This is a genomic window from Nostoc sp. (assembly GCF_036917515.1).
Classification (GTDB): Bacteria; Cyanobacteriota; Cyanobacteriia; order Cyanobacteriales; family Nostocaceae; genus Nostoc.
In genome coordinates this window covers 13,053-30,768 of sequence record NZ_JBALDE010000223.1, presented here as the reverse complement: position 1 = coordinate 30,768, position 17,716 = coordinate 13,053, and the positions used below count along the sequence as shown (strand labels likewise).

Genomic DNA, 17,716 nt, shown 5'->3' with positions numbered 1-17,716 from the left:
AGATCATAACTGTAAGGGTTTGCCATACGAATGCAGAAATCAATCACTTCTCTATATATTCTACGTCCTAACTAAGATGGCGACTGCTATAATAACACTCAAATCACTGGTTTATTCTGCTTTGAAAATCGCAAAACAATTTTTGAAGGTGTTGATAGCCGTTTTAAATTTGTTGTTCTTACTTTTGATAAAGAAGGCAAAACAGAAAATTTTCCCGCTACTTTTATGCGGCAAGATGTCCAAGACTTGCAAAGATTCCCTAAAAATGATGGTTTACCTATTAGTATTGACTTGGTGCGAAAGCTATCACCTGATTCTCTCTCAGTAATGGAGTTCAAGAATAAAATTGATTTTGACATTGCTGAAAAAATGACAAAATTTCCATTACTGGGTGAAAAAATTGAAGATAAATGGAACTTGGAACTACATCGTGAATTCAATATGACCGATGATGCTTTTCTTTTTCATAAAAATTCTAATCAAGGTAAATTACCATTATATGAAGGTAAGATAATTCATCAATTTACTCATACTTTTTCAGAGCCACGTTACTGGATTATAGAAAATGAAGGAAGAAAAGCAGTATTAGGTAAAAAAATAGATGCTCAACAAAAACTAGGATATCAAAACTATAGATATGCATATCGTAGTATCGCTTCTAATACAAATGAAAGGTCTTTGATATGTACTATTATTCCCCCTTGTTTCACAGGGAATTCTCTAAATATTGCCGATAAAATTGACAATATATCACAGTTACTTTGCGTTGGGTTACTAAACTCTTTTGTAATTGATTGGTTACTCAGACAAAAGGTAACAACAAATATTAATATGTTCTACATTTATCAACTACCCGTCCCACGTTTAACAAAAAACGATCGCTACTTCAACGACATTGTACAACGCGCCGCTAAACTCATCTGCACCACACCAGAGTTTGACGAACTCGCGCAAGAAGTCGGTCTAGGTTCCCATCAACAAGGCGTTACCAACGAAACAGAACGCGCCAAACTCCGCGCCGAACTCGATGGCATGGTAGCACACCTTTACGGCTTAACCGAAGATGAATTTAGCTACATCCTCACTACATTTCCAATTGTGAATGTAACCGTAAAAGAAGCAGCATTAGAAGCTTACCGTACTTTTGTGCCAATGTTTAGAGACTTACAAGTAGCATTTTGAATACTAATGGCCCAACCATGAAGGTTTTTAGTTATATTGGTTTATAAATATCTGTAACTAGAAATACAAACTGACTTTCATATTACAGGTTGAAGTAGATTTATTGCTTAAAACTAGAGAAATACTCAGCATATTTTTTGAAAATTTCAAAAACTTTAACTTTAAATTTATAATTTTAAATTTTTGGGGTGCAAATTAAAACAATCGAATTTCTTTATAATTTATTTTAAATTCACCGCAGAGCCTGAATAGTATTATGTTCCGATAAAATGAAATTACTGATATAAATACAATAATGTATTTAAATAAGGTCTAATAAATTACTATATATATAAATCCTGTAGCATTTACTTAGTAGTAATTTTAGAACCGTGCAAATTCTTTCTCACTCGAAATTTAACGATAGCCGCGATCGCCGCGAACAGGGTTTACAAAATTTGCTCGATCGCCTTGTTAAAACAATGCAACGTGATGAGTTAGTGCGGCAAACAACTAATCAACTCAGAGAATTCCTTCAGGTTGATCGAGTAGTATTGTATTATTTTTACAGTCAGTGGCAAGGACAGGTGACTTTTGAATCTTTGAGTTGTAAAGAATTTTCAATAATAGGTTCCACTGGTTGTGATAATTGTTTTAACAGTGACTATGCTGGTTTATACTTAGGAGGACGGGTAAAGGCGATCGCTGATATTGAATTAGAGCCAATCCAGCCTTGTCACCGAGATTTTCTGCGCAGTATCCAGGTTCGTGCCAACTTAGTTATACCAATTGTCATCCCTAAAGGATTATGGGGATTGCTAGTAGCACATCACTGTCAAGGGCCTCATCATTGGTCGCCATCAGATATAGAAATGATGCAAATAGGGGCACAAACTCTAAAAACAGATCGTAATATTCTGGAAAGTTAAGTAACTGTGTATTCAAATCGCATACAGTTAAGTAGCAGAGATATTTGCTAGCACTGATTTTTCTAATGAGGAGAAAGAACTGTGAAATTTGGTTACACGGTCATCTGGGTAGACGATGTAGTTAAGACGGTTGAGTTTTACGAAAAAGCTTTTGGTTTAGTTCGTCGCACTATCCTGGAAAAGGGGCAGTCTATCTGGGCGGAAATCGAAACCGGAAACACCACACTAGCCTTCTCCTCTAGTAACGAAGCACAGAAGTTATTTCCTGGTGGCTGCCATCCCAACCACGCTACACAACCACCGGCTTCAATCCAGATATCATTTATTACTCCTGATGTTGGCAGTGCTTATATGAGAGCGATCGGGGCAGGCGCAAAAACATTAGATGCCCCTAAGTCTCAGCCTGGTGGACATACTATTGCTCGTGTCCGCGATCCCAACGGTGTGCTGGTGTCGTTGGTAAGTGGTTAAATAGCAAATTGTCTTTTAGCTTATACTAGGCATAGGAAAACAGCACTGCCCAGAGATTAAAAATGCTATTTATTCCTAGTGTTGACCCAATTCCTCTTGTAACTGATGCAAATGGCGTTGTTAGGATTAGCAAAACCCGCATCACTTTAGATACAGTCGTTACAGCTTTCCTTGAAGGGGCTACAGCAGAAGAAATTAGAGAACAGTACCCATCGCTTCATCTTTGGGATATCTATTTAGTAATTGGTTATTACCTACGACATCAAGCCGAAGTTGATACCTACCTTCTAGAGCGTCAAAAACTTGCCACGAAGGTTCAACAGGAAGCTGAAAAGCGTTTTAACCCTATTGGAGTGCGCGATCGCCTTTTAGCAAGACGCAACCCACAAGGGTAAACTGCGATGTTGGGTTTCTTGGCTGACGAGAACTTTAACAATCAGATTATCCGTGGTGTTCTGCGTCGTAACACTAATGTTGATATTGTCCGTGTTCAGGACGTTGGATTGATTGAAGCAGACGACCCAACTGTATTAGAATGGGCAGCGCAAAATAGGCGTGTGGTGCTAACTCATGATGTCACGACGATGACAAATTTTGCTTATGAACGATTATAAGCAGGCTTGGCAATGCCTGGGTTATTTGAGATTAGTCGTCGTGTTTGGGTTGGTTTAGCGATCGAGGAAATTTTGTTGCTAGATGAATGTAGCTTAGAAGGAGAATGGGAAGGACAAGTCCGGTTTTTGCCTTTACGTTAACGATTGGAGGCGATTAATTGGGCTGACATTGGTGCTAGTTTTCTCTACACCCCACACCTACACGCTACACTCTTTCATACGACGCAATTTTCCTAACCATGAAATATGGATAGAATTGCTGCATAAATTTTTTATCTATCTTTGATAAGTTAATACAGGCTCCCATCAGGGATACCTAATTTCATATTTCCATTCTGGAATAGCCAATAGGCTATGCCATAAACACGACTTTGATCATGACACAACAAATAATTCGTGAAGCGCCTGCTCCTGAACCGTTAGAAGGTCAACAGGCAAACGCATTTTTCGTACCCGCGCCTAATGAGCCTATTCTCAATGTCAACAATATTCAAGGCAACATTCTAGGTGGATTCAATAAAGACTACCAAGCCCTCTTATTCCTTGAAATTGAAAATCCAAATGCTTTCAAGAATTGGCTAAAGTCACAGATCAATTTCATTGCCACCGCCTCAGAAGTGATTGCCTTCAACCGCTTATTTAAATCCGCCAGACAACGGCGAGGTCGCGAAGGTACTGTTAAAGCAACCTGGGTTAATGTAGCTTTCTCCTTTGAGGGGCTAAAGAAACTAACCAATGATGCCGACTCATTTACGGATGAAGCCTTTAAAGCTGGGCTAGCAGCACGCGCTGCTGAACTGAACGATCCGGTAGACAAAGATGGCAAACCTATTGGCTGGGTTGTAGGTGGGCCAGATAATGGCAAAGTTGATGTGGTTTTGATCATTGCCAGCGACGAACGCGCGGACTTGCTGGCAGAAATCTCCCGGATTTTAGAAAGCATTGTGGCATTTACAGATGGGAAAGGCAACGCTAAGAGCAGCGGAGCCAGAATTACCTTCTTAGAAGAAGGAACCAACTTACCTGCACCCCTGACTGGACATGAACATTTCGGCAACTTGGATGGAATATCACAACCTGGTATTCGTGGCCGAGTTGCTGATAATCCTAGAGAACTTCTGACTCCTCGGCAGAACCCAGAAAATAAAAACCAGGGCAAACCAGGACAGGATCTTCTCTGGCCAGGAGAGTTCGTTTTTGGCTATGAAGGTCAGGACAATGATGCTAAAAAGTTGGAACATAGCAAAGGTGAGGTTGTATCGGCAGGATTAAACTGGGCGAATGATGGCTCATACCTTGTATTCCGGCGATTGCGTCAAGACGTGTATAAGTTCCACAAGTTCTTGAATGACACTGCTGCTGATTTAGACACCGACGCTCGAAAGGTGAGTGCAAAGCTGATTGGTCGCTGGCCTAGTGGCGCTCCTACTGTCCGCACGCCGGAAGAAGACGCCCCAAGTTTGGGTGATGATGAGAATGCCAATAATGATTTTGAATTCAACGGTGATGATGCACCAGAAGGAAAATTCTTCAAAAACGATGTAGTTCCACCTTCCAAAGATGCAACGGGTCTGCGCTGTCCATTTATTGCCCATGTCCGCAAGACTTATCCACGCAATGACAAAACACCAGGAGGGAAAGTTTCTAATTCTGACAAGATTAATATTGATCGTAGTGAAGTGACGACTCAAACACATCGCTTGCTCCGTCGCGGCATTCCTTATGGCCCGGTGTCTCCTTCTACACCGAACAATCCGCTACAAGACCCGAACTTTGTCGATCGCGGTCTCCACTTTTTGGCTTATCAGACTTCGATTGTAGACCAGTTTGAGTTTGTCACTAAGTTCTGGGCTAACGATCCAAACTTTAGTGAGGAGGCGGCTACCGGGCACGAGTTTGAAGGTAAATTAACTCTTGGTCACGATCCAATTATTGGTCAAAGTGAAAATAACAAACCAGGTGGCGATCGCACACGCAAGTTCTTTATCCACCTTGAAGATGACCAAAATCAACCTCAAACTAAGGAGTTGACTGCACGTGAAGACTGGGTAATTCCTACTGGTGGCGGCTACTTCTTTGCACCGTCGATTTCTGCTTTGAAGGAAGTATTGACAAAATAATGATTTTATGTGACCAGGGTAAAACCATTTGGTGGCGATCGCACCGAACTGCAAACTTCCCCAGTTTTGTCTGTCAATAAATGCCAGCGCTCATAGCACAGTGGTCTATATCATGGGGTTTGTAGACCATTAGGGAAATAATGAATTATGAATTTTGTTTTGCATCATTCATAATTCATTTATTTTTCTCTATTCCCCAATCTCAAACCTCAAATTTATGGATTCAAATCCAGCATTGTGTGCTGCGATCGCCAATTACATTACCACTAGTCCCCAGCAACGAATTACTTTCGCCCAATTCATGGATATGGCATTATACCACCCTGAATATGGCTACTATTCCAGTGATGCACTCAAAATTGGCTTTAAAGGTGGTGATTTTTTTACCTCTCCCAACCTCAGCGCTGACTTTGGCGAGTTACTAGCAGAACAATTTTTCCAGATGTGGGAGATTTTAGGAAAACCTGTACCCTTTTCTCTAGTAGAAATGGGAGCAGGCCAAGGATTGCTGGCATTGCATATCCTTAAATATCTTCAACAGCACTACCCAGATTTTTTTACCGCCCTGGAGTACATCATTGTTGAAAAGTCTCCAACTTTAAGACAAGAACAGCAGCAACGCTTGCAAGATTTCCGCGTGCGTTGGTGCAATTTCGAGGATATACCAGCAAATGCGATCGCTGGTTGCTTTTTCTCTAACGAGTTAGTAGATGCGTTCCCTGTCCATCAATTCATCCTAGAAACGGGAGAACTCCGAGAAATTTATGTAACCACACGGAATGAAAAACAAACTAATGCCCCATGTCCATCATTTGTAGAAGTCACAGGAGAACCTTCAACGCCCCAACTAGCTGAACATTTCGATTTACTGGGAATCGACTTCACCCAAAATGTATATCCAGATGGCTATCGTAGTGAAATTAATTTAGCTGCTCTAGACTGGTTGAGTATAGTAGCAGACCGCTTGCAGCGCGGCTATGTGTTAACAATTGATTATGGCTACCCCGCCAGTCGTTACTATAATCCCAGGCGATCGCAGGGAACACTACAGTGTTATTACCATCATCGTTTTCATGACAACCCTTATATTAATATTGGGCGACAAGATATCACTGCACATGTTGACTTTACAGCTTTAGAACGCTGGGGTGAGAAGTGTAACTTAAAAAATGTTGGTTTTATCCAGCAGGGATTATTTTTGATGGCGTTGGGGTTAGGCGATCGCATTGCAGCCCTTTCTTATCAACAGCAACCTCTCTCGCAGTTACTACAGCGCCGGGACGCACTACACCAACTTATAGATCCCACAGGACTCGGCGGCTTTGGAGTCTTAATTCAGAGCAAAGGTCTGGACAATACGGAAATTTCTCAACCATTAAAAGGATTGATCCTGCCAGAGTAAGCCTAAAGAAAGAAAAGTTAAAACTCTATTTAAGAATGCAGTATCAGTCTTATTTGGATTAGCATAACAGTGATTACTGTAAAGTTAAACACACTACCAAGATAATAATTATGTCCACTCATGACCTGTTAATGTTAGTAACACTACTTACCCCCGGTATTTTACTTTCAGTGATAATTATGTTGACTTTTGCTGCTGGTGGTTGATTGCCAGAGTTAGGGAATAGGAAAATTGGGATTTAGAATTGTATCTTAAATTTCAAATAACTACTTCCCAACTAAATTTGAATCAAACAATCCGATGTTCACGATGAACTATGATGCTCAATAACTTACTCTAAACGTTGCCGCAGCCTTTGGTAGAGAAGCTATGCCAAAAGCTTTACGCAACGCTTACGGTGACGCTGTATTAAAGGAACGTAAAAAATGAAGGTGGCATTTCTGGGAACTGGACTGATGGGACTACCAATGGCTCAAAGGTTATTAGCCGCAAATATACAGCTAGTTGCCTACAATCGTACCCCAGAAAAATTAGCACCACTACAAGCAGCTGGGGCTGAAATTGCTACGAATGCTCGCCACGCCATTAGTGCTGCTGAGTACGTAATCCTCATGCTCACTAATGCACCAGCCATTTATAATGTCTTGCTTTCAGATACTGCTTCGCAAACTCTCAAAGGGCGCACTATCATCCAAATGGGAACAATTACGCCTACAGAAAGCCAGGAAATTAGAGATGCAGTTGTTGCTGGTGGCGGTGAGTATTTAGAAGCACCCGTATTAGGGAGTATCCCAGAAGCAAAAGTTGGCAAGTTGAGTGTTATGGTAGGGGCCGAGGCAGAACAATACGAACGCCACTTGAAGTTACTCCAAAATTTTGGGAAACCTTTACTTATTGGGCCAGTGGGATCTGCGGCGGCGCTTAAATTGGCACTAAATCAACTAATAGCTTCTCTAACAACTAGTTTTGCTCTGAGTCTAGCTTTTGTCCAGCGTCAAGGTGTCGATGTTGATGTGTTTATGCAAATCTTGCGTGAGAGTCCACTCTACGCCTCTACCTTTGACAAAAAGCTACAACGAATGTTAGATGGCAATTATGCCGATCCCAATTTTCCCACAAAACACTTGCTTAAAGATACGGAATTATTTATTTCAGAAGCAAAATCTCGGAGTTTGGATGTTAGCAGTATTAAAGGAGTGCGGCAAATCTTGCAAACAGCCGTGAAAATGTCATTTGCTGATGATGATTACTCATCATTATTTTCTGTAATTAAGGAATGGGGAGAAGCGATCGGAGAATAAATTTTTCTAGGGTCTACAAATATACATTGGTATCAACTTAACGTTAAAAGGGCGATTGATAATCGCCCCGTGTGTAAGTTGACACTTGAAAAATTTTGTAAATTCGGTTCTTCTTACACCCCAGGATTCCTGATATATCTTTGAAAATGCTCAATCAAAAGGTTTTAACTGAATCGTAATCGTTAAAAGGATATTACTGGCCATTATTAGTAGTTGATTGGGGAAATGGCAGAGATTCAGTCTGAGGCTGAGGCACAGATGAAGGCTGAGGTTCAGGTTGAGGATTGAGAAATTCCTGCCAAGTCTTGATTTGCTCTCGCGCTGCACTGTAAGCAGCACTACCGCGTGGAATCGATTTGGCAATGTCAATGCCTCTAGCAATATCAGACTGACCTTGAGTGCGTGCTATTTCTAACAATTGCTGACTCCATTGATCAATAGCCTGATTCGCATCCATACGTAAGATGCTATTGTTTGAAACTCGATCCGCCAGTCGTATTGCTTCAACCAAGGCTTCTGGAGTGCCAGCCGCTCCCACTTCCTGGGCTTTTTTCCAGTTTTCTCTAGTGCGGATTTCTCCTTCCCAGTCATTTATCGCAGTTTGTGCTTCTTGTGAAAGCGCCCTTCCCGATGAAGCAATTTGTTGAGCTGTGCTAATAGCGGCGGTGAGATTTCCACTCTGGGCCAGTTCTTGTGCTCGGTCTAAATAAGGTTGGTCTTGAATTCGCTCAATCTTTCCTACCCAAGTACGAATTTTTTTCCGTGCTTCTGGATATAGTGCACGACCTCTACGAATTTCGCTGGCCTGGGCGATCGCAGCTTGCAAGGAGTTAATATCCTCGAATATTGCGATCTGTTCGGCGCGATCTAAGTAAGGTTGGTCTTCAATTGTCTCCACTTGGGCGTTCCAGCGATTTATCTCTTGTCTAGCTTCTGCGCCTCTAGGGTTACTAGTAGGAATAAGCTGTACTTGGGCGATCGCTGCGGTTAAATTAGGGACTGTTCCCTGGCTAGCCAATATTCTCGCTTTTTCCAGATGAGCAACATCTTCAATTTCCAATTGCCAACGAACAATTAGTTGCTGTGCCTCGTTATACACTGGTCTGGAAGGATCGATTTGTTGTGCTTGGGCGATCGCTGCCTCTAAACCAGAAACATCACCGATCCAAGCACTTCTTTTCGCGTCAGCTATGGCAATAAAGTCATCAGTTTCGCCTTGCAGTTTCGCACTTTCCGGTATTTCCCTAGCAATATTCAGCGCTTCATCCGCATCCTGCTTGTCTAGTTTCGCTTGTGCCAATTCCAACATTTTGCGTCCAAATGCCGGAATCGCTTCCTGAGCTTTTTGGTAAATGTAACTTTCCTGCCCAATTGACTCGGCTAACTTGATCGCTTCTAGTATGTTATCAACTACTTTGCTGTTTGCTAAACTTTCGGCTTTTCCTAACTTATCGCCATCTTCTCGTGCTGTGGCAATGAGACGATTCAATTGGTCGTATTTAGTACCTGCCCAGTATTGATTGTCTACACGCAGCATTTTGGCAGATAACATGAACGCTGATTGCCACCGCCGTTCCTTTACTTCGGCGATCGCACCGTTGTATGTGTCTTCAGCCTTTGACCAAATCGCCTGCCATTTGTCAATTTGCTCATCAACTAACTTATAAGCTGCTACATCTTCGGGTATTTTACGAGCAGTTGCGATCGCTTCTTCTAAATTCCCAGTTTGGAAACTTTGATCGGCTAGCTTCAAAATATCCCGCGACCATTCTTCGATGAAACGATCAATTTCTCCATGCAACGGGTGATTTTGTGGTAGTTGCTTCACCAGAGCGATCGCTTGCAATAGGTCGTTCACTGTTTGCTTAGAAGCCGCTAACTGAGCGCAATGTAGCCGCACAGAAGCACTAGCTAGCGGCCAGAAAATCGATGGGCAATTAGGGGCAGCTGGCAACTTTAGCAGCATTGCCATTGCCAAGAATCCTACACTGCCGGGAATCAACATTAGTAGTACTAGCCACAACGTCCAGCTTTTCATCCAGCGTGGCCATTTCCCAGAAGTACCACCGAGTTGAGCAGTTTCTTCTGAATGACTATTTATAGTTAATCCTTCCCTATGGTTTTTTTTTCGCCGCTTCACCGACTTGGAGGTAGAACCAGTAGCTGGGACATCAAATGGCTGAGTTTCACCGAATTGTTCTGTTCGGGATAATCTTTGGCTTTGATCTAGCTTTCTTCCACTGGCTCTTGACCAACTGTCTGGAATATCCCGCTCTGTCATCTCTCACACCAAAATAATTGAATAGCGCTCTGTTTTAGGTTGATAATTCCATTGTTGACATAGTAACTTTCTCGTCATTAAAAAGCTACTTTTTTGATTATCTCTCTCTACAGAGTACCATTATCAATCTCAAAAATCAGTGTTATTTTATACTTTATCTTCAAACAGCAGATTCAGCTTGTAAATCGGCAATTAGTTGAGCTAACTGATCGCTACTTGCCTGATAAACGTTGCCGCAAAAGTCGCAAGTTGCTTCAGCACCGTCATCTTTAAGAATCATATCTTGCAGTTCGGCTTCTCCTAAAATCTTCAGTGCCCCCAAAACGCGATCAAAAGAGCAACCACAGTGGAAGCGCAACATTTGGCGTTCAGAAAAGATTTCTAACCCCATGTCTCCCAACAAGTCACCGAAGATTTCAGGTAAGGTCTTCCCGGCTTGCAACAACGGCGTAAATCCTGCTAGACCAGCAACGCGTGATTCCAACGTTTCTATTAGGGCTTCGTCTCTAGCGGCTTTAGGCAATACTTGTACTAGTAATCCTCCAGCAGCAGTTACTCCCGCTGCTCCCACGAACACACCTAAAACTAAAGCCGAAGGTGTTTGTTCGGAATTCACCAGGTAATGAGCAACATCATCACCAATTTCGCCAGAAACTAGTTCTACTGTACTAGAGTAAGGATAACCACGACCGATATCTCGCACAACGTAGAGGTAGCCACTACCCACAGCACCACCAACATCTAATTTACCTTTAGCGTTGGGAGGCAATTCTACAGATGGATTCCCAACATATCCGCGTACCGTACCATCTAAGCCTGCATCTACTAATATGCCACCCAAAGGCCCATCCCCCTTTACTCGGACATTGACCCTCGATCCAGTCCGCTTCATACTAGAAGCCATTAACAAACCTGCCGTCATAGTTCGACCCAGTGCTGCCGTTGCCACATAAGAAAGCTTGTGGCGCTGCCGTGCTTCTTCTGTTAAACGTGTGGCGATCGCACCTACGGCACGAATTCCACCTTCAGCTGCTGTTGCACGAATTAACTGATCCGCCATGAATAACCTTACATTTCTTAACAAGTTCACTTTTTCTATTCTAAGTTCTCTGCTGCGAGAAAAGTCACTTAGTCATAATCAGTGATTGTATTTGCAATATTAGAAATAGCGATGTCTTATCTTTAGGTAATCCAAGAAAAATGCTGGGTAATTTTCAACAAAGCCAACTGCGAATCGAAATCGAAGCATCAACAGATGCAATTCGTGACAGTCTGCTGCATCCCGTGCAATTAAAAAAATGGCTTTTAGGGCAACGCTTTGCGCCAGGAATGCCAGAAGAACTGCTTCCCGGATTCCAGTTTACAACCTGGACTGGGCCAGTCGCGATTCATCATCAAGTAAACGTTGTCAAATCCAACTGCCTTCGCTTAGTACTCAGCGGAGGCATTGACGGGTTCCACGAATGGTACTGGGGAGAAGGTTGGGTACAGTCCCGCTTGGAAGGAGTTTCAATTTTGCCCTTGAATTTGGGTCAAACACTTAGCTTATTGAGCTTGCGTCAGTTTTTAGCAACTCAAGAACGTTGAATCGATTGAACGTAGAAAAAGGATTTTCCTTGTCTTTATGGCTAGCCCTTTCAAGGTAACTCGAAAAATCTCTTTTTTCTCTGTGCGTCACGGACACTTTGCTCAAGTAGGGAAACCCGCTCATGTAAGTGTCCTTCTCTGTGGCTCAGCAGTTTAAAAGTAATTTATCTAACGACTCTAGACGCAGAGAACATAGAATTAATAAATTAAAATTCTTAAACCCTTGTGCATCATGTTGTCCACTTTCTAGACTCATGGGAATTAGTTTTCCCTTGACCAATTTATAGCGGCTATCAATGCCATCATCATATTTCAGGTATTCTTCAAAGGTTAGTTTTGGGGTGGTTATAGCCATTGCTTCCCCTTGTAAATCTTTACCTTGGTTTGACGACCAATACTGAACAATTAGCCTCTTCTACAACTTGACTGCTAACAGAACCCTGAACAATTCGTTTCATCCCCATCAAGCCCCGACTGCCAATTACGATCAAGTCAGTTTTATAAATATTGGCAAGACGAATAATTTCTTCAGCAGGATCGCCAGTTACTAACTCTAACTCACTTCTGGCTGATAAATTTTCCTGATATAATTGCAGTTGCTTTTCAATATGAAAATAAGAAAACGTTGGGGACTCTGGCTGAGGGCGATCAGCAGGTAATTCCATTTCTGACTCTGGTGTGAGAAACACATGACAGAGAATAACCTTGGCGTCTTTTGAAAACACCAAATTATCTAAAGTTTGAATTACTCGTTCTGAAATATCTGAACCGTCCAGAGCTACCAAAACACTATTTAGCACTGCTCTCGTCTCCTAAAGAGTAGACCCCTTACATACATAAGTATCTAGCAAAATTAGTCGGCAGTGACACTAAAATAATTTTTTATCTGACAACTTAGTTTATATATTTAAGGCTACGCCATAGGTAAGCTAGTTTTACGCCACTTTCATACGAACGGGTTGTAGCAACTTTTCTGGAGAATCTTTTCACAAGTTTTTGAGAGAGGAAAACCCTCTCCCAGAAACTACTGTCCGCAATGCCCGACTTGTGGACGCTTAAAAGGTGACTTAAGGTAGGATAGCAAATGGCGTGCTTTAGCGTAGCTTACCATAAGTATCGCTATCCAAACTTTGAGTTATCAGAAAAAATTAAGCATTCCAAATCACTATTCTTGCTGAATTCGGCGTCGGACTGAATCAGCATGGGAAGGTAAACCTTCTGCTGTTGCTAGCACATCAATGGCACTAGCCACATTTTGCAGTGCGGTTTGGGAGTATTGAATAATACTGGAGTGTTTGAGGAAAGTTTCAACCCCTAATGCCGAAGCATAGCGGGCAGCACCAGAAGTTGGCAAGGTATGGTTAGGACCTGCTAAATAGTCTCCTACAGCTTCTGGTGTTGAGTAACCCAAAAAGATTGCCCCAGCGTGGCGAATCTGTGGTAAAAGTGCCCAAGGGTCTTTGACTTCTAATTCCAGGTGTTCAGGGGCAAATTCATTTGAGAATTCTGCTGCTGCTTGGAGCGATTCTACAACGATAATCAAGCCGTAGTGAGCGATCGCTTTTTCTGTGTCTATTCGCCGTGGATGATCTACTAGCTGTCTTTCCAAAGCTAATTGTACGTTTTTCGCCAAAGCAGCATCTGTGGTCAGCAAAATCGCTGCCGCCATTGGATCGTGTTCGGCTTGGGCCAGCAAGTCAGCAGCTACATGTACTGGATTTGCGGTTTCATCGGCAATCACCAGCACTTCGCTGGGACCTGCCAAAGAATCAATGCCGACGGTGCCATAGACAAGTTTTTTCGCTAGGGTGACATAAATGTTACCAGGCCCAGTAATCACATTCACTTTCGGAATCGTTTCTGTACCATAAGCTAAAGCGGCGATCGCTTGTGCGCCTCCAATGCGATAAATTTCTTGCACCCCTGCTTCTTGGGCAGCTACCAAGACTGCTGGGTTAATAGCACCCCCTGACCCTGGTGGTGTTACCATCAGCACATGGGGTACAGCAGCTACCTTTGCCGGAATTGCATTCATTAGCACTGTACTGGGATAGGCGGCACGGCCACCAGGCACATACAACCCGGCTCGGTCTACGGGGGTGTAGCGTTTACCCAGTAGTACTTCATCGTCACCAAAGTGTACCCAGCTTTTTGGTACTCGCTGACGATGAAACGCTTCAATTTGGCGGCAAGCTAGCCGAACTGCGCCCAACAACTCCTTTGATACCTGTTGATAGGCTGCATCCAGTTCCAAGCCTGTAACTCGGAGTTCTTCTGCTTTCAGGGTTTGTTTGTCAAATTCGGCTGTGTAATGCAATACAGCTTTGTCGCCTTGGCGCTTCACTGCTTGCAAAATTTCCCGCACCGTTGCTTCTTTGTGAAGTACCTGTTCGTCATGGGTGCGATCGCAGATCCGTTGTAGTTCTGCTCGAACGTCTGCCTGCTGAGTAATAATTCGCAGCATGGAGTAAGGACAATGCCAAAATTATAATATTGCCACCTGAGATTTAGTATTGCTCTTGACCCACTGGGGTGTGCAAGCTGACTCTAATTCTCTTTTCTAGCTTAACCTGGATTTTTTTGATACTCTCAAGGCTACCAGCGTATAGTTTGTTTGAGAAGGCGACTCAATTGCTCAATCCAACAAGCCTTGACTGGCTAGCGGCAGGAAGCAGGTGTGCCATTTCCCACTCCCCTTACACCCTTTCCCTCAATCCTTGTGGGTTACAGATGGTACGTTTACACATCCAATCCCCTGAATTTACAGGGGTTAGGGTCTGAGTATAATTTTTACTTATTTCCCTAACTTTTACTAGTTAATGTGTGTACAGGCACGATATATCGGTTCTATACTTAGAGAATTCCTGAAATTTCGCTCTTTACAGTTCTTGTCTCTAAATAATACATCTGGTTTACGGACAAATTATATTTATTGACAATCACATTGCTTAATCAGGTTGTGATGAGTTAGGGTGACAGTTATTTAGATGTATTTTATTTTAACGCATTTTCTCAATTGACGAAATACTGAATTGCCAAGTAGAGACTATGGAACTAATACTAATATTGATTGATCTTCATTTGATTGATCTTCATTCATGACCCAATACCTAATCCCATAATTTTTTTGGGAAATTATAACATTGGCAATTTGGATGCTATATTAGTAAGTCTAGTAGTGTGTACAGAATTATTAATCGTATTTTTGGAATTGACTGTGGCGAATACAAAGTCTGCTCTTAAGCGTGCCCAAATCGCAGAACGTAATCGACTGCGTAATAAATCTTATAAATCAGCAGTCAAGACGCTGATGAAGAAATACCTAAATGCTGTAGCTGCTTATACAGCTAATCCTACCCCAGAATTAAAACAAGAAGCGCAGGCTCGGTTATCCGAGGCTTACGGCAAAATTGATAAGGCGATCAAACGAGGTGTTCTTCACCCAAACAATGGGGCAAGGAAAAAGTCAAGATTGGCTCACAGATTAAAACCCCTCACACAAATAGCTGAGTAGTCATTAGTCATTAGACCTTTTGCAAAAATATTTTATGGTATAAGATTGAGTTTTGTCGCTTGAATCAATCTACTTATGCGATACGAGTAAACAAAAAAGTTATCGAATCGGCAGTTCAAACGTTTGGTTGGGGTGCAACGACAGACATTTGATGAAATAGTTAAGGTATTGCAAGATACAGCTAGTTCAAACAAACACGAGGTTATCCGAATAGGCTAGGCTTGGAAGATCAAGCTTTAGTCTGTCTACAGTATTGGAAAGAATATCGAACTTATTTCCATATAGCTGGTGATTGGTAGGTATCCAAATTAACTGTTTGCCGCATAGTCCCTTGGGTTGAAAGCTCATTAGTTAGTTGTGTAAAGTTTCGTTTAGGAGGAAAAAAAGTCCTTGTTGCTCTGATCACAGAAACCGAAAACAGCTGTGATGGATGTAACAAAAAGTCAAATTAAACGTCCATTACACGGACAAAAACGTTTTTATAGTGGTAAACAAAAACGACATACTCTCAAATCTCAATTAATAATTGACCTAACAACCCTTGAAATTCGTTGCATTGTAAACGGTTCTGGTCGCAAACATGACTACAAGCTATTTGTAGACAGCAAGGTTCACTTTCATCCTCAAACAGAAAGCTTAGAAGACAGTGGCTACCAAGGGATTTTTAAGGTACATACGAATAGTCAGTTGCCTCAGAAAAAACCTAGAGGAGGTAAGTTAACCTGCATAGCAAAAGCAATCTAACCGCACTTTAGCGAGTCGTCGAGTCGTGATTGAACATGTTAATCGGCGGTTAAAAGTTTTTCGGATTTTGAGTTAGCGTTACCGTAATTGTAAGAAACGTAATGGAAGAGTGCTGCCATTTAATTGCTGGAATTTATAATTACGAACTTCAAAAAGCCTAAATTTCTCTTGGATTTAATCAACCTCCAATCATACTACAAAACTTTTTTGCAAAAGGTCTATTGGTAACAAAACAAACGACAAAGGACAAAAGATGCAATTGATAGACACTCATGTACATCTTAACTTTGATAGTTTCCAACCGGATTTAGCTACAGTGCGATCACGGTGGCAAGAAGCAGGCATAGTGCATTTAGTGCATTCCTGTGTTCACCCGGAAGAGTTTTCCAGTATTCAATCCATAGCCCAAAAGTTTCCCGAAATTAGTTTTGCTGTAGGATTACATCCTTTAGATGCTGATAAATGGAATAGCGAGACAGCCGAGAAAATCAAAACTTTAGCGAGTTCTGACTCAAATGTGGTAGCAATTGGGGAAATGGGACTGGATTTTTACAAAGCTGATAACTATGAACAACAGTATATGGTGTTCGAGTCCCAGTTGGCGATCGCATCTGAACTAAACTTACCAGTGATTATTCACTGCCGTGATGCTGCTGTGGCAACTAGAGAAGTGTTGCAAAAATGGCGGCAACTCAAAAAAGAAAGAGTACGGGGTGTGATGCATTGCTGGGGAGGAACACCTGAAGAAACTCAATGGTTTCTCGATTTAGGCTTCTATATAAGCTTTAGCGGTATGGTAACGTTCAAAAATGCTAAAGCAATCCAATCCTCAGCTGCAATGGTAAGTAATGATCGCCTACTGATTGAAACAGACTGCCCATTTCTCGCTCCAGTTCCGAAACGGGGCGAGAGGCGCAACGAACCTGCCTACGTACTTTATGTAGCTGAGCAAGTAGCTAAACTGCGTCAAGAAACGGTAGAGGCAATCGCCCATCAAACCACTCAAAATGCCTGTGAATTATTCGGTCTGTCAATATCAAGTGTGTCATAATATCTTTTGTTAAGTTGGGTAAAAAAAATAAAACTATAGGGGGACAAAAATATGCTAATATTATTCCCTCAAAAACATTTTGCTTGCGCCATAATAATAAAGGAAGGAGCCTAAAACTTCTCATCTTAATTTTCCATGCTGTTATGGCTTGGCCATCCTCAAAATCTCTACAAGCGGATGCTGTCCACACATGACTAACTGTGCCAACCTAAATTAAGCTAGACTTTTGCACAACATCGGCTTGGTGTGTATTGAACCTATTCAAAATCGTTAAACAAAAATTGCCTTGTGAGTACAATCCAGCAAAATGAAGTGATTCTGATTCAAAATCGACAAGGTGCGGATCGTTCCCTCAGTCTTAGGATATCTAAGATATCACTGACGAGTATAAACAGCGGGGTGGATTTAAAACACACTGTGTAGAGCTGCGTCAGGCTAATTAACGCGCTTTTTGGAGGGGAAGTGAAGAAAGTAAATCAAATTCAGGAATATTTTAACTGGATATTCTTTTTAAAATGGGCTTTGGAGAGCCAGTGCGTTG

General features: G+C 42.0%; 17 protein-coding genes and 1 pseudogene. 13 read left to right on the top strand and 5 right to left on the bottom strand.

The window, feature by feature from the left end; genetic code table 11:
- The first annotated feature begins 225 nt into the window (after positions 1–225).
- The 9 genes from V7K89_RS29300 to V7K89_RS29260 all read left to right on the top strand — a co-directional run bounded on the left by V7K89_RS29300 (position 226) and on the right by V7K89_RS29260 (position 7,998).
- Positions 226–1,182 (top strand): hypothetical protein, encoded by a 957-nt coding sequence (locus tag V7K89_RS29300; protein ID WP_335193565.1) that lies wholly within the window; start codon positions 226–228, stop codon positions 1,180–1,182.
- Between the two features lie 371 nt (positions 1,183–1,553).
- Positions 1,554–2,090: a GAF domain-containing protein gene (locus V7K89_RS29295; RefSeq protein WP_335193563.1), complete on the top strand. Its 537-nt coding sequence runs from the start codon at positions 1,554–1,556 to the stop codon at positions 2,088–2,090.
- Positions 2,091–2,171: 81 nt separating this feature from the next.
- Positions 2,172–2,561 carry a VOC family protein gene (locus V7K89_RS29290; RefSeq protein ID WP_335193561.1) on the top strand — a complete coding sequence of 130 codons (390 nt, stop codon included), beginning with the start codon at positions 2,172–2,174 and terminating at the stop codon, positions 2,559–2,561.
- A gap of 62 nt (positions 2,562–2,623) precedes the next feature.
- The gene (locus tag V7K89_RS29285; RefSeq protein ID WP_335193559.1) at positions 2,624–2,956 is read left to right on the top strand and encodes a DUF433 domain-containing protein; all 333 of its coding nucleotides are present in this window, start codon (positions 2,624–2,626) and stop codon (positions 2,954–2,956) included.
- A 6-nt stretch (positions 2,957–2,962) separates the two neighbouring features.
- Positions 2,963–3,175 (top strand): DUF5615 family PIN-like protein, encoded by a 213-nt coding sequence (locus tag V7K89_RS29280; protein WP_335193557.1) that lies wholly within the window; start codon positions 2,963–2,965, stop codon positions 3,173–3,175.
- A gap of 12 nt (positions 3,176–3,187) precedes the next feature.
- A complete protein-coding gene (locus V7K89_RS29275) occupies positions 3,188–3,316 on the top strand; it encodes a hypothetical protein (protein ID WP_335193555.1) in 129 nt (42 codons plus the stop codon).
- A 236-nt stretch (positions 3,317–3,552) separates the two neighbouring features.
- Positions 3,553–5,295, top strand: coding sequence for a Dyp-type peroxidase (locus tag V7K89_RS29270; protein WP_335193553.1), 1,743 nt, complete (start codon positions 3,553–3,555; stop codon positions 5,293–5,295).
- A 217-nt stretch (positions 5,296–5,512) separates the two neighbouring features.
- On the top strand, positions 5,513–6,697 hold the full coding sequence (locus V7K89_RS29265) for a class I SAM-dependent methyltransferase (RefSeq protein WP_335193551.1): 1,185 nt from the start codon (positions 5,513–5,515) through the stop codon (positions 6,695–6,697).
- A gap of 425 nt (positions 6,698–7,122) precedes the next feature.
- On the top strand, positions 7,123–7,998 hold the full coding sequence (locus V7K89_RS29260) for an NAD(P)-dependent oxidoreductase (RefSeq protein WP_335193548.1): 876 nt from the start codon (positions 7,123–7,125) through the stop codon (positions 7,996–7,998).
- Between the two features lie 193 nt (positions 7,999–8,191).
- Here V7K89_RS29260 and V7K89_RS29255 read toward each other — a convergent pair whose 3' ends face one another.
- Both V7K89_RS29255 and hslO read right to left on the bottom strand, forming a co-directional pair.
- A complete protein-coding gene (locus V7K89_RS29255; RefSeq protein WP_335193545.1) occupies positions 8,192–10,279 on the bottom strand; it encodes a chromosome segregation ATPase in 2,088 nt (695 codons plus the stop codon).
- Between the two features lie 160 nt (positions 10,280–10,439).
- Positions 10,440–11,339: an Hsp33 family molecular chaperone HslO gene (gene hslO / locus V7K89_RS29250; protein WP_335193542.1), complete on the bottom strand. Its 900-nt coding sequence runs from the start codon at positions 11,337–11,339 to the stop codon at positions 10,440–10,442.
- Positions 11,340–11,479: 140 nt separating this feature from the next.
- Between hslO and V7K89_RS29245 the strand changes: the two genes are divergently transcribed.
- On the top strand, positions 11,480–11,866 hold the full coding sequence (locus tag V7K89_RS29245; RefSeq protein ID WP_334926373.1) for a hypothetical protein: 387 nt from the start codon (positions 11,480–11,482) through the stop codon (positions 11,864–11,866).
- A 145-nt stretch (positions 11,867–12,011) separates the two neighbouring features.
- Here the strand turns inward: V7K89_RS29245 and V7K89_RS29240 are convergent, their stop codons facing one another.
- The 3 genes from V7K89_RS29240 to hisD form a co-directional block, all read right to left on the bottom strand.
- Positions 12,012–12,221, bottom strand: coding sequence for a hypothetical protein (locus V7K89_RS29240; protein WP_335193540.1), 210 nt, complete (start codon positions 12,219–12,221; stop codon positions 12,012–12,014).
- Positions 12,222–12,240: 19 nt separating this feature from the next.
- Positions 12,241–12,666: a universal stress protein gene (locus V7K89_RS29235; protein ID WP_335193538.1), complete on the bottom strand. Its 426-nt coding sequence runs from the start codon at positions 12,664–12,666 to the stop codon at positions 12,241–12,243.
- Positions 12,667–13,031: 365 nt separating this feature from the next.
- Positions 13,032–14,330: a histidinol dehydrogenase gene (gene hisD, locus V7K89_RS29230; RefSeq protein WP_335193536.1), complete on the bottom strand. Its 1,299-nt coding sequence runs from the start codon at positions 14,328–14,330 to the stop codon at positions 13,032–13,034.
- Positions 14,331–15,083: 753 nt separating this feature from the next.
- On the opposite strand from hisD, the gene rpsT reads away from it, so the two are divergent.
- From rpsT to V7K89_RS29215, 3 genes and pseudogenes are all read left to right on the top strand, one after another.
- Positions 15,084–15,380: a 30S ribosomal protein S20 gene (gene rpsT / locus V7K89_RS29225; RefSeq protein WP_335193534.1), complete on the top strand. Its 297-nt coding sequence runs from the start codon at positions 15,084–15,086 to the stop codon at positions 15,378–15,380.
- Between the two features lie 123 nt (positions 15,381–15,503).
- Positions 15,504–16,285, top strand: a pseudogene (locus tag V7K89_RS29220) (transposase family protein).
- A 92-nt stretch (positions 16,286–16,377) separates the two neighbouring features.
- A complete protein-coding gene (locus tag V7K89_RS29215) occupies positions 16,378–17,175 on the top strand; it encodes a TatD family hydrolase (protein ID WP_335193532.1) in 798 nt (265 codons plus the stop codon).
- Positions 17,176–17,716: the final 541 nt, after the last annotated feature.